At 71.0% G+C, this 11,956-nt stretch carries 12 protein-coding genes; 7 read left to right on the forward strand and 5 right to left on the reverse strand.

The genetic code is table 11. The features are described from left to right. Positions 1-48: 48 nt before the first annotated feature. From OH802_RS10560 to OH802_RS10575, 4 genes are read right to left on the reverse strand one after another with little or no spacing between them, the layout of a single operon-like run. On the reverse strand, positions 49-1,029 hold the full coding sequence (locus tag OH802_RS10560; RefSeq protein WP_406027642.1) for a 2-hydroxyacid dehydrogenase: 981 nt from the start codon (positions 1,027-1,029) through the stop codon (positions 49-51). After that, positions 1,026-1,724, reverse strand: a complete 699-nt coding sequence (locus OH802_RS10565; RefSeq protein WP_355019285.1) for a FadR/GntR family transcriptional regulator — start codon at positions 1,722-1,724, stop codon at positions 1,026-1,028. Before OH802_RS10565 ends, OH802_RS10560 begins: the two co-directional genes overlap by 4 nt. Before the next feature lie 16 nt (positions 1,725-1,740). Continuing rightward, a complete protein-coding gene (locus tag OH802_RS10570; protein ID WP_406027645.1) occupies positions 1,741-2,508 on the reverse strand; it encodes an SDR family NAD(P)-dependent oxidoreductase in 768 nt (255 codons plus the stop codon). Then, positions 2,505-3,365 carry a fumarylacetoacetate hydrolase family protein gene (locus OH802_RS10575; RefSeq protein WP_406027647.1) on the reverse strand — a complete coding sequence of 287 codons (861 nt, stop codon included), beginning with the start codon at positions 3,363-3,365 and terminating at the stop codon, positions 2,505-2,507. The genes OH802_RS10570 and OH802_RS10575 overlap by 4 nt, the downstream gene beginning before the upstream one ends. Positions 3,366-3,514: 149 nt before the next feature. Between OH802_RS10575 and OH802_RS10580 the strand changes: the two genes are divergently transcribed. From OH802_RS10580 to OH802_RS10610, 7 genes are all read left to right on the forward strand, one after another. After that, a complete protein-coding gene (locus tag OH802_RS10580; protein WP_406027649.1) occupies positions 3,515-4,465 on the forward strand; it encodes an aldo/keto reductase in 951 nt (316 codons plus the stop codon). Positions 4,466-4,470: 5 nt separating this feature from the next. Next, a complete protein-coding gene (locus OH802_RS10585) occupies positions 4,471-5,217 on the forward strand; it encodes a (Fe-S)-binding protein (RefSeq protein ID WP_406029276.1) in 747 nt (248 codons plus the stop codon). After that, entirely contained in the window at positions 5,214-6,650 is a 1,437-nt protein-coding gene (locus OH802_RS10590; RefSeq protein ID WP_406027651.1) for a LutB/LldF family L-lactate oxidation iron-sulfur protein, read from the forward strand. The genes OH802_RS10585 and OH802_RS10590 overlap by 4 nt, the downstream gene beginning before the upstream one ends. Then, complete coding sequence (locus tag OH802_RS10595; RefSeq protein WP_406027653.1) at positions 6,637-7,242, forward strand: lactate utilization protein C; 606 nt, start codon at positions 6,637-6,639, stop codon at positions 7,240-7,242. Before OH802_RS10590 ends, OH802_RS10595 begins: the two co-directional genes overlap by 14 nt. Before the next feature lie 34 nt (positions 7,243-7,276). Next, positions 7,277-7,600 carry an L-rhamnose mutarotase gene (locus OH802_RS10600; protein ID WP_406027655.1) on the forward strand — a complete coding sequence of 108 codons (324 nt, stop codon included), beginning with the start codon at positions 7,277-7,279 and terminating at the stop codon, positions 7,598-7,600. Further along, the gene (locus OH802_RS10605) at positions 7,593-8,465 is read left to right on the forward strand and encodes an amidohydrolase family protein (protein ID WP_406027657.1); all 873 of its coding nucleotides are present in this window, start codon (positions 7,593-7,595) and stop codon (positions 8,463-8,465) included. Before OH802_RS10600 ends, OH802_RS10605 begins: the two co-directional genes overlap by 8 nt. A 97-nt stretch (positions 8,466-8,562) precedes the next feature. After that, positions 8,563-11,226: a right-handed parallel beta-helix repeat-containing protein gene (locus tag OH802_RS10610; protein ID WP_406027659.1), complete on the forward strand. Its 2,664-nt coding sequence runs from the start codon at positions 8,563-8,565 to the stop codon at positions 11,224-11,226. 19 nt (positions 11,227-11,245) lie between these two features. Here OH802_RS10610 and OH802_RS10615 read toward each other — a convergent pair whose 3' ends face one another. After that, entirely contained in the window at positions 11,246-11,941 is a 696-nt protein-coding gene (locus OH802_RS10615) for a sugar phosphate isomerase/epimerase family protein (protein WP_406027661.1), read from the reverse strand. Between the last annotated feature and the right edge of the window lie 15 nt (positions 11,942-11,956).

The raw sequence follows: 11,956 nt of genomic DNA on the forward strand, positions 1-11,956 counted from the left end.
CCCAACCAAGGCCGGCCGCGGGCGAGCCCGCGACCGGCCTTGGTCTGCTTACGGGTGGACCTGGGTCGGCGCGGGCTCGCCGGCGAGCACGGCGCGGGCGTTGTCGATCGCGAGCATCGCCATCCGGTCACGGGTGGCGCGGCCGGCGCTGCCGATGTGCGGCAGCAGGACGACGTTGGGGAGTGTCAGCAGGTCGGGGTGGATGACCGGCTCGTTCTCGAAGACGTCGAGTCCGGCTGCGCCGATCGTGCCGTCGGCCAGCGCGGCCGCCAGGGCGGCCTCGTCGACGATGGGGCCGCGAGCGGTGTTGACGAGGACCGAGCCCGGACCCATCAGCCGGAGCTCCTCGGCGCCGACGAGATGCCGGGTGTCGGGGGTCAGCGGGCAGTGCAGCGACACGACGTCCGAGGCGACCAGGAGGTCGGGCAGCGGCAGGGTCTCGATGCCCAGGCGCGCCGCCTCCTCGCCGGCGGAGCGGGACGGGGTCGCAACGATGCGCATGTCGAAGGCGCGGGCGCGCCGCGCCATCGCCAGCCCGATCCGGCCCAGGCCGACGATGCCCAAGGTCGCGCCGCTGCTGACGTCGAGGCCCACGAAGAGGTCCGGCCGCCAGGACCAGGGCTCGCCGCTGCGTACGAACGCGTCGGCCTCCACCACGCGACGGGAGGTGGCGAGCAGCAGTGCGAAGGCGAGGTCGGCGGTCGCCTCGTCGAGCACGCCCGGTGTGTTGGTCACGGTGATGCCGCGAGCGGCGCAGGCGGCGCCGTCGATGTTGTCGTGACCGACCGCCATGTTGGCGACCACGCGCAGCGACGGACCTGCCGCGTCGAGCAGCTCGGCATCGACCCGGTCGGTCAGCAGGCAGACGAGCGCGGATGCCCCGCGTACGTCCGAGAGTAGCTCTGCGCGGGTCTGCCCGGAAGGATCCGCGGCGCAGGTCACCGGCCCGGGCAGCGTCTCCAGCGCCTGGCGGGCGCGGTCGCTGGGCCGGAAGCTGACATGCAGCCGGCCATGGTTCGGCGCGCTCACTCCTGCTCCTCCTCCCGGTCCTCGGCGAGGCTGCGGCGGATCCAGTTCTCGATGCCCGCGACGTGGGCCAGGGACAGCGCGGCGGCGATGCTCGGCTGTCGGTCCGCGATGGCCAGGGCGATGCCGCGGTGCTCGCGCTGCGTCTGGTCGAAGGAGTCCTGCTGGGTCACGCCACGCCAGATCCTGGCCCGCTGGGTGCGATTGGCGACACCGTCGATGAACGAGCACAGCACGGTGTTGCCAGACGCGCGGGCGATCCGGTGGTGGAACTCCAGGTCGTTGGCGACGACCTCCTCCAACGACGTCTCGGGCGTGACGGAGTCGACCAGCGCGAGCAGGTCGGTGGCCTCGTCCGGGGGCATCTGCAGGGCCGCCTTCTCGGCGGCCAGGGGCTCCAGCGCCCGGCGTACCTCGAAGAGGTCCAGGACGCTGGAGTCCTGGTGGAAGTCGATGACGAAGCCCATCGTCTCCAGCAGGATCTCCGGCGTCAGACTGGTGACGTAGGTGCCGTCACCCTGGCGTACGTCGAGGATGCGCATCATCGAGAGGGCGCGCACCGCCTCTCGCAGGGAGCTGCGGGAGATGCCGAGCTGGACCGACAGGTCGGCCTCGCGCGGGAGACGGTCGCCGGGCTTCAGGCTGCCGTCGAGGATCATCTCCTTGATCTTCTCGATCGCCTCGTCGGTCAGCGCCATCGGGATCCTGGTCCTCTCACTCGGTCGGTCGCAACCGTAACGTTGCCATGCCGCCGTCGACCGCCAGGGCCACGCCGGCGGTCGACCCCGAGGAGGGGCTGGCCAGGTACGCGACCGCGAGGGCGACCTCGTCCGCGCTGACCAGCCGGCCGTGCGGCTGGCGCGCGTCCAGGGCGGCACGCTCGGCCTCGGGGTCGTCGGCCGAGTCGAGCAGGCGCTGCACCCAGGGGGTGGCGGCGGTGCCGGGGTTCACGCAGTTCACCCGGATGCCCTCCCGGAGGTGATCGGCGGCCATGGCCTGCGTCAGGGACTGCACCGCACCCTTGCTCGCGGAGTAGACGGCCCGTTGCTGGATGCCCGTGGTCGCGGCCACCGAGGCCACGTTCACGATCGCCGCAGCGGGGGAGCGCCGAAGGTGCGGGAGCGCCGCGCGCGAGACTCGTACGGCACCGAGGACGTTGACGTCGAAGACCGCGTGCCACTGCTCGTCGGGGTTGTCCTCGACCGTGCCCTGGGCGCCGATGCCGGCGTTGTTGACCACGATGTCGAGCCGGCCGAAGTCGGCGACCGCCTGTTCCACCGCGGCCCGGATGCTCGCGTCGTCGGTGACGTCGGCGCGGATGCCGAGGGCCTTGGGATTGATGCCCTCGGGGTCGCGGTCGAGGGCCGCGACCTGGGCGCCCCGCTCCAGCAGGACCTCGACGACGGCGGCGCCGATGCCGGAGGCGCCACCGGTGACGAGGGCGACGAGCCCGTCGAGCTCGCGCGCTTCCTGAGGCCTCATGACTGCGTCCCGAATGCGACGTACTCCTGGCGCTGGCGGCCGAGTCCGTCGATCTCGATCTCGACGATGTCGCCGGGCTGGATGTAGGGGAAGCGGCCGGAGAGCGCGACGCCCTCCGGGGTGCCGGTCATGATCAGGTCGCCCGGGTCGAGAACCATGAACTGGCTGAGGTGGTGGATCACCGTCGCGACGTCGAAGATCTGGTCGGCGGTCACGGAGTCCTGTCGCGGCTCGCCGTTGACGAAGGAGCGCATGCCGAGCTTCTGGTGCTCGACCTCGTCGGGAGTCACGACCCAGGGGCCGATCGGGCTGAAGCCGGGGGCGATCTTGCCCTTGCTCCACTGGCCACCGGAGATCTCGAGCTGGAACTCGCGCTCGGAGAGGTCGTTGGCGACCACGAAGCCCGCGACGTGCTCCAGGCTCTGGTCGGGGGAGTCGAGGTAGGACGCGCGCTTTCCGACCACCACGCCGAGCTCCACCTCCCAGTCGGTCTTGGTGCTGTTGCGCGGGATGGTGACGGTGTCGTTCGGCCCGGCGATCGTGTTGGGAGCCTTGAAGAAGATGACCGGCACCGAGGGCGGCTCCGAGCCGGACTCGGCGGCGTGCGCGGCGTAGTTCATGCCGATGCAGACGATGGCGCCGGGCTGGGTGATCGGGGCACCGATGCGGAGCGTGTCGGCCCCTTCGACGAGGGGAAGGTCGCCCGCGGCGAGGGCGGCGGCGGTTCGCGCTGGTCCGTCGGAGGCCCAGAAGGCCCCGTCGATGTCGTCGGTGAGACCGGCCAGGCTGCGCACCTCGTCCTCGAGCACGACGACGGGCAGCTCCTCACCTGCGGGTCCCAGGCGGGCGAACTTCATGGTGTGGCCTCCAACGTTGATTAATCGGATCTATGGTGGTCTGCGAGCACCGAATGCGGCACTCAATGCATATTGACAGCCCAAACATCAGATGTCTAGCCTCGACGTGGCGGTCGGACGACCGTGGAGTCAGAGGTTGAGGAGGGCGGATGGAGATCCCGCTGTTCGGACTCGGCTGTGCGCCGATGGGCAACCTGTTCCGGCCGCGCACCGACGAGGACTGTCACGCCACGCTCGACGCGGCCTGGCAGGCAGGCGTACGTCACTTCGACACCGCGCCCCACTACGGGCTGGGGCTGTCGGAGGAGAGGATCGGGCGGTTCCTGGCGACGCGTCCGCGGTCGGAGTTCGTCGTCTCGACCAAGGTGGGCAGGCTCGTGCGGCCCAACCCCACCTGGGACGGGGAGTCCCAGGACGACATGGGCTTCGCGGTCCCGGCGAGCTCGCACCGGGTCCTGGACTACTCCGCCGACGGCGTACGCCGCAGCCTGGAGGAGTCGCTGACCCGGCTCGGCCTCGACCGGGTCGACATCCTCTACGTGCACGACCCCGAGCTGTCCGGTGACCCAGCGGCAGTCGAGACCGCGCTCACCGGCCTGGCGAAGCTCCGCGAGGAGGGGATGGTCGACGCGATCGGGACCGGATCCCTGTCGGTCCAGGCGCTCACCGCGACGGTCGAGACCGGCCTCGCCGACGTGGTCATGGTCGCCAACCGCTACACGCTCCTCGACCAGTCCGTCTCCGACGGCCTGCTCGAGGCGTGCGACCGGCACGGCACCAGGATCGTCGCCGCGGCCGTGTTCTCCAGCGGCCTGCTCGCCACCACCCCGCGGAGGGGCGCCATGTACAACTACGGCGAGGTGCCCGACGACATCCTCGAGCGCGCGCTGCGTATCGGCGAGGTGTGCGAGGCGCACGGGGTCGAGATCGCCACCGCTGCGCTGCACTACCCGCTGCAGGACCCGCGGGTCGTGTCGGTGGTGGCGGGCGCGGGCCGGCCCGAGCAGGTGAGGCAGAACCTCGAGCGTCTGGCAGCCACGGTCCCCGAGGCGCTGTGGGCCGACCTGGCCGACCAGGGGCTGGTGCCGTCGTGCGCGTAGCCCTCATGGTCACCTGCATCAACGATGCCCTGTTCCCCGACACCGGGCGCAACGTGGTCCGGCTCCTCCGCCGCCTCGGCGTCGAGGTGGACTTTCCCCAGGCCCAGACCTGCTGTGGCCAGCCGATGGTCAACACCGGCTACCTCGACGAGGCGGTGCCGGTGCTCCGCACGTTCGTCCGCGCCTTCGAGGGGTACGACGCCGTCGTGACGCCGTCGGGCTCGTGCGCCGGGTCGGCCCGGCACCAGCACGATCTGGTGGCCCGCCGCAGCGGCGACGAGGGCCTGCTGACGGCGGCCCGCGAGACGTCCCAGCGTGTCTACGAGCTCAGCGAGTTCCTGGTGGACGTGCTGGGCGTCGAGGACGTGGGTGCCTACTTCCCGCACCGGGTGACCTACCACCCGACCTGTCACTCGCTGCGGATGCTCGCGGTCGGCGACCGGCCGATGCGGCTGCTCCAGCACGTCCGAGGGATCGACCTGGTGGACCTGCCCGGCGCGACCGAGTGCTGCGGGTTCGGCGGCACCTTCGCGATGAAGAACTCCGACACGTCGATCGCCATGGGCTCCGACAAGGCCCGGCACGTACGCGAGACCGGGGCCGAGGTGCTGGTGGCCGGTGACCGGTCCTGCCTGACCCACGTCGGAGGCCTGCTCTCACGGCAGCGTGCCGGCGTACGCGTCATGCATCTGGCCGACGTCCTCGCCCAGACCGAGCCTGCCTCGGTGTCTGCTTCGGTGGCTGCCTCATGACCGGCACGTTCGTCGGGATGCCGGTGTTCCCGAAGGCTGCCCGCGAGGCGGTCGGCGACTCCCAGCTGCGTCGCAACCTCGCGCACGCCACCGGCACGATCCGCGCCAAGCGTGCCGCCGTCGTCGGCGAGGTCGAGGAGTGGGAGGAGCTGCGCCTTGCCGGTGCGGCGATCAAGGAGAACGTGCTGCTCCACCTCGACGAGCATCTCGTACGTCTCGAGGAGTCGCTCACCAAGGCCGGCGCGACCGTGCACTGGGCGAGCGACGACGCGGAGGCGTGCCGCATCGTCGGCGACATCGCCGCCGCACACGACGCCACCGAGGTGGTGAAGGTGAAGTCGATGGCGACCCAGGAGATCGGTCTCAACGAGGCGCTGGCCGCCCGCGGCATCGACGCCTGGGAGACCGACCTCGCCGAGCTGATCGTGCAGCTGGGCGACGATCTGCCGAGCCACATCCTGGTCCCCGCCATCCACCGCAACCGCGCCGAGATCCGCGAGATCTTCGCCTCCGCGATGGGCGAGGTCGGTCGTCCCGCTCCTGACGACCTCACCGACGAGCCCGCGCGGCTCGCGGAGGCCGCCCGCCTGCACCTGCGCGAGAAGTTCCTGCGCGCCAAGGTAGGTGTCTCGGGCGCCAACTTCGCGGTCGCCGAGACCGGGTCCCTCGTGGTGGTGGAGTCGGAGGGCAACGGCCGGATGTGCCTGACCCTGCCCGAGGTGCTGGTCTCGGTGGTCGGCATCGAGAAGACCGTGCCGACCTGGGACGACCTCGACGTCTTCCTCCAGCTCCTGCCGCGCTCGGCGACGGGGGAGCGGATGAACCCCTACACCTCGGTGTGGTCCGGCGTCACCCCGGGCGACGGCCCGCAGGAGGTGCACGTGGTGCTCCTCGACAACGGCCGGACCCGTGCCCTGGCCGACGAGGTCGGCCGGCAGGCGCTGCGCTGCATCCGCTGCTCGGCCTGCCTCAACGTCTGCCCGGTCTACGAGCGCACCGGCGGCCATGCGTACGGCTCGGTCTACCCGGGCCCGATCGGCGCCATCCTCAACCCGCTGCTGAAGGGCGTCGGGCACGACGACCAGACCGACTCCCTGCCCTACGCCTCGACGCTGTGCGGCGCCTGCTTCGAGGCCTGCCCCGTGCGCATCGACATCCCCTCCGTCCTGGTCGACCTGCGCGCCCAGGTGGTCGACGCCCACCGCGGCGGCGTACCCAAGCCCGAGGCGGTGGCGATGAAGGCCGCCGGCGCGACGCTCGCGTCCGGGCGCCGGCTCGGCCTCGCCGAGCGCCTCGTCGGCACCGGCGTCCGGCTTGCCCGCCGCGCCGGGGCGCGCCCCTGGACCCAGGCCCGCGACCTGCCGGACCCGCCAGCCGAATCCTTCCGCGCCTGGTGGCGCCGCACCGAAGGAGGTGCCGATGAGCACCCGTGAGGAGATCCTGGGCCGAGTCCGGCAGGCGCTCGGCGACGCGCCCCACCCGACCACTGAGGTGCCGCGCGGCTACCGGGGTGTCGGCGACGACCTCGACCGGTCCGCCGTGCTCGCCCGGTTCGTGGAGAGGGTCGAGGACTACCGCGCCACCGTCACCCGGTGCCGCGCAGCAGAGGTCGCCGAGGTGCTCGCGCGGGCGGTCGCCGGCCGGAGCGTCGTCGTACCCGCGGGCCTGCCGTGGCCGGTCCCCGGATCCGTGGACGACGCCGGGCAGTCGGCCGGCGAGCTCGACGCGATCGATGCGGTCGTGTCGGGTGCCGCGCTCGGCATCGCCGCCACCGGCACGGTCGTGCTCGACCACGGGCCCGGTCAGGGACGTCGCGCGCTCACCCTCGTCCCGGACCTGCACGTGTGCGTGCTCGCAGCCGCCCAGGTCGTGGCCGGTGTCCCGCAGGCCGTCGCCCGGCTCGACCCAGCGAGGCCGCAGACCTGGATCAGCGGCCCGTCGGCGACCAGCGACATCGAGCTCGACCGCGTCGAGGGCGTCCACGGCCCGCGCACCCTGCACGTCGTCCTCGTCGACGACCTCTGACAGTTCGCCCATCACTGCTGAGAGGACCCCCACCATGACCCGACACGGCTCCGTGGTCCGGCTGCGCCCCGAGAAGGAGGCGGAGTACGTCGAGCTGCACGCCGCTGTGTGGCCCGAGGTGCTCGAGCGCCTGACCGCCAGCGGCATCCGCAACTACTCCATCTTCCTGCGTGACGGCTGGCTCTTCAGCTACTTCGAGTACGTCGGGACCGACTACCAGGCGGACATGGCCGCGATCGCCGCCCATGACGTGACCCAGCGGTGGTGGGAGATCACCGCCCCGTGCCAGGAGCGGCTGCCCACCGCCACCGAGGACGAGCAATGGTCCACGATGACCGAGGTCTTCCACCTTGACTGAGCCCTTGGCCGCCGCCTTGGAGGGCCCGCGGCGCATCGACGCCCACCACCACGTGTGGGACCTCGCGGTCCGCGACCAGGAGTGGACGCGCGATCTCCCGGCCATCCGGCGTTCCTTCTCCTTCGACGACCTCCGGCTCCACCTGGACGACCACGAGATCGCCGGAACCGTCGTCGTCCAGACCGTCGCGGTCGCCGAGGAGACCCCCGAGCTGCTCGCGCTGGCGTCGGCCACGCCCGAGATCCTCGGGGTCGTCGGCTGGGTCGACCTCACCGCCTCGGATGTCGCCGGCCGGCTCGCCGAGCTGTGCGAGCGCCCCGGGGGAGACCTCCTGGTCGGCATCCGGCACCTGGTGCAGTCCGAGCCCGATCCCGAGTGGTTGCTCCGTGATGACGTGCTGCGGGGGCTCACCGCTGTCGCTGATGCCGGCCTCGTCTACGACCTGCTGGTGCGCCAGCCCCAGCTGCCGGCAGCCGTCGGCGCTGTCGAGCAGGTCCCCGGCGGGCGTTGGGTGCTCGATCACGTCGGCAAGCCCATGATCGACCCCACCGCCTTCGACGAGTGGGCGGGACACGTCGCCGCGCTCGCCCGCCACGACTCGGTGGCGTGCAAGCTGTCCGGGCTCGTCACCGAGCTCGCCCCGGAGCAGCCGATCGACGCGGTGCTTCCCTGGGCCGCGCACGTCATCGATGTCTTCGGCGCCGAGCGCACCATGTTCGGATCGGACTGGCCGGTCTGCCTGCTGCGCTCGTCCTACGGCGAGGTGATCGACCTCGCCGACACGCTGCTCGCCGGGCTCGACGACGCCGGCCGAGCCGACGTCTGGGGTGGCACGGCCGCTCGGGTCTACGGCCTCGCCTCCTGATCGGCGTCGCGCGCCTCGGAAACCTTGGAAAACGCTTGCCCGCACCTCGCCTGTGATGTTAGACACATGTCATACGTCATATCTCAAGGAGACGGACATGCAGACTCGCACGACACGCCGCGCCCGCGCGGCGGCGGCCGTGGTCCTGGCAGCACTCGGTTCGACGGTCCTCGTCGCCGGTGCGCAGCCCGCCACCGCGGCCGAGACGACCCTCACGGTCCACGTCGCCCCTGACGGTGACAACGCCGACCCGGGCACGAAGAGCCAGCCCCTGAGGACGGTCGAAGCGGCCCGCGACGCGCTGGCCGGACGTACCTCCGCGGAGAACCGAGGCACGGTGATCGTGCACGGGGGCGAGTACGTCCTCGACGACGCCATCGACCTGACCGGTCCCGAGCACTCCTGGGTCACCTACCGCGCCGCGGCGGGGGAGAAGGTCCGCCTCACGGGCGCGCACGCCCTGGAAGCGCAGGGCTGGCGGCCGCTCGCGGACCTGTCCGAGGAGGAGCTCGCCCAGCCGCAGTTCTCCTCGAACGCCCGACTCGACTCGCCGGCCCTGCGCGAGGGCGTGTGGGTCTACGACCTGGGCGCCGAGGGCATCGACCCCGGCACGCTCTACAAGAACGGGTTCAACTGGCTGCCGCAGCCCTTTGCTCCCGAGCTCGTCGTCGACGGCGGGACGCAGACGCTCGCGCAGTTCCCCAACCAGGAGGGCTGCACCGGGGCGGACTCCAGCTGCCACCTCTACGGCGACGGCGGCAAGTGGAAGGTCCCGGCGACCAACGACCTCACCCAGTGGACGCTGCGTGACCGGTTCGGGATGGAGCCCGACTGGGCGATCAGCGGTACGACGCCGCGCGCGCAGTTCGAGGACAAGAAGCAGCAGCTCGCCAACCCCGCGGACCGCGACACCTGGTCCCAGGACGAGATGCGCAAGATGACGCCTCCCCTCTACGAGGTCGGTGGCCGGCTGCTCGAGGGCAACCGCTACCAGGGCTGGGCTCCTGAAGGGGTGCCGGAGATCATCGACCACGGCACCCGCGGCTTCGGTGCCTACTCCCACATCCCGGTGCAGGCCGACCCGCAGGAGCTCACCGACGTCGACAACACGACGTACGAGACCGAGGCGTGGCTCTCGGGCTACCTCGGCAACAACTACGCCAACGACATGGTGCGGCTGGTCTCCTGGAGCGGCACGACGATGTACGCCAAGTACCCCTCGATGTACTGGCCCCGCAACGACTACACCAAGGTCAAGGCGCTCAACATCCTCTCCGAGATGGACGCCGAGGGCGAGTACTACATCGACCGCCACGCGGGCAATGACGTCGTCTACTACAAGCCGGCAGGCGGGACGATGGAGGGCAAGAGCGCCACGCTGCGGGCCTTCGACGACAACATCTTCCGGCTCGAGGGCACCACGGACGTGACGCTGAAGGGCCTGTCGATGTCGGACTCGCTGATCAGTGCGGTCCAGCTGCTCGACGCCGAGAAGACGCTGATCGACGGGGTCGACATCTCCAACGTCAGCATGGACGCGATCCGCATCGGCGAGACCACCGAGTCCATCACCGCGCTGCCCGACTACGAGACCGTACGCGGCGGCCACGACAACGTGGTGCAGAACTCCTACCTCCATGATCTCGGTGGCGGCGGAGTCCTGCTCGGCGGCGGTGACCGCAGCACTCTCGAGCGCGGCGACAACGTGGCCCGCAACAACGAGATCGCTCGTTTCTCGCGGCTTTCGACCTACACGCCGGCCGGCTACCTGTACGGCGTCGGCAACAGCTTCGAGAACAACTACGTTCACGACGCGCCCCACATGGCGGTGCAGATCATGGGCAACGACATGCGCGTCAACCACAACTACTTCTACGACCTGGTGAAGAAAGCCGGCGACCAGGGCGTCGTCTACACCGGGCGTGACTACACCTATCTGGGCAACGAGGTCGCGTACAACTTCTTCGACACCATCGGCGGCTCCAACGACGCGTTCTACATGGACGACGGTGTCTCGGGGATGCGGTTCCACCACAACGTGGTGAAGAACGCGCACTCGGGTGTGTTCTTCCAGTCGGGTCACAGCAACAAGGCGACAGACAACGTGTTCATCGACGTCGACCAGACCGGCCACGACCAGCTCTACCACCGCAACGGAGAGACCGGCCTGCCGGTGCCCAACGGCTGGGTGGTGCAGAGCCGCTACAACTCGTTCCTCGACGTACGGCCGGGCGAGAAGTACTCGGCCACCGAGGAGGACGTCGCCGGCTGGCACCGTCACTACACCGGCGGCAAGGCCCGCTACTCCGACGGGAAGCCGATCGTGTTCCCGGAGATCGGGGACTGGTACGTCCCGCGCGTCACCGCGACCGGCGAGGACTGCAAGAAGGCCGACTACGCGGCCGACGCCACCAACGGCTGCGACCGCGCGACCGTGTGGGAGAACCCCAACTCCCTCTACGTGCCCGCTCGCAACGCGATCGATCGCTCGGTCATCATCGGCGGCGGCGAGTACCGCGCCGGGGAGAACTCGTTCGCGAACCCGGCCGCGACCTATCGCCTCGCCACCTGGAGCGACGCGATCAACACCAACCTCAGCAAGCCTGCGTCGCTCGAGGCCGCCGGGCTCGACCTCGACACGTTGAGCTTCAGCTACACCGGCGAGGTCGCGAAGACCTTCGGCCGGGAGTGGGTGGCGACCTGGAACCGGCTGGTCACCAGGGACGGCATCGGGCTCCCCGGCGGCCCGGCCGCCGGCTGAGCCTCCCCGGACAGAGCAGTCAGGTCGCCTGCGTGATCCACTCGCGCAGGCGACCTGCCTCGCTCGGCAGCAGCGACAGGTCGTCGTCGGGCAGGAACTCCAGCAGGACGTCGGTCGGTCGCCCGGTGGCCGCGAGCATCTCCAAGGCCGCTGGCCACAGGTCGGCGCGGCCCGTCAACGGCAGGCGCTCGAGATCCGGCCACCAGGAGAACGCGTGCACCGCACGTACGTGCGGGAGCAGCCGGCCGAGCCCGGCCAGAGCCACTTCTGCCGGCTCGCCCACCCGTGGCTGCCAGTAGGTGCCGACGTTCGACCGGTCCACCTCCGCGAGGAGGTCGAGGGTGGACTCGACCGTGTCCGCGAGCGTCAGGTCGTGGTGCTCGAAGGCGAGCTCGAGGCCGTGGCCGGCCGCCTCGTCGGCCAGTCTCTGTACGCGGCGTACGACGTCGGCGCGCTGGGTGCGGGAGGCCTCGGCCGAGCCGGTGGTGCCGGCCCAGATGCGGAGGCGTGTGCACCCCAGCGCGAGGGCCGCACCGATCAGCGCGACCCCGTCGTCGTCCGGCGTGGCCCGCCAGTAGGTGCCGTACGACGCGACGGCCAGCCCTGCCGCAGCGGTGGCCTCGGCCAGGCCGCGCAGGTCGCCGGCAGGCGGGGCATGTACGTCCGCGCCCCACTCGATGCAGGCCAGACCGGCCTCCGCGGCCGCCTCCAGCACCCCGTCCGTCGGGAG

Source organism: Nocardioides sp. NBC_00850 (assembly GCF_045207335.1).
Lineage (GTDB): Bacteria > Actinomycetota > Actinomycetes > Propionibacteriales > Nocardioidaceae > Nocardioides.

Bases quoted from the DNA above. Each gene is read 5' to 3' on its own strand.
- OH802_RS10565 (WP_355019285.1), bottom strand. From the start codon at position 1,724: ATGGCGCTGACCGACGAGGCGATCGAGAAGATCAAGGAGATGATCCTC.
- OH802_RS10570 (WP_406027645.1), bottom strand. From the start codon at position 2,508: ATGAGGCCTCAGGAAGCGCGCGAGCTCGACGGGCTCGTCGCCCTCGTC.
- OH802_RS10575 (WP_406027647.1), bottom strand. From the start codon at position 3,365: ATGAAGTTCGCCCGCCTGGGACCCGCAGGTGAGGAGCTGCCCGTCGTC.
- OH802_RS10580 (WP_406027649.1), top strand. From the start codon at position 3,515: ATGGAGATCCCGCTGTTCGGACTCGGCTGTGCGCCGATGGGCAACCTG.
- OH802_RS10585 (WP_406029276.1), top strand. From the start codon at position 4,471: ATGGTCACCTGCATCAACGATGCCCTGTTCCCCGACACCGGGCGCAAC.
- OH802_RS10590 (WP_406027651.1), top strand. From the start codon at position 5,214: ATGACCGGCACGTTCGTCGGGATGCCGGTGTTCCCGAAGGCTGCCCGC.
- OH802_RS10595 (WP_406027653.1), top strand. From the start codon at position 6,637: ATGAGCACCCGTGAGGAGATCCTGGGCCGAGTCCGGCAGGCGCTCGGC.
- OH802_RS10600 (WP_406027655.1), top strand. From the start codon at position 7,277: ATGACCCGACACGGCTCCGTGGTCCGGCTGCGCCCCGAGAAGGAGGCG.
- OH802_RS10610 (WP_406027659.1), top strand. From the start codon at position 8,563: ATGCAGACTCGCACGACACGCCGCGCCCGCGCGGCGGCGGCCGTGGTC.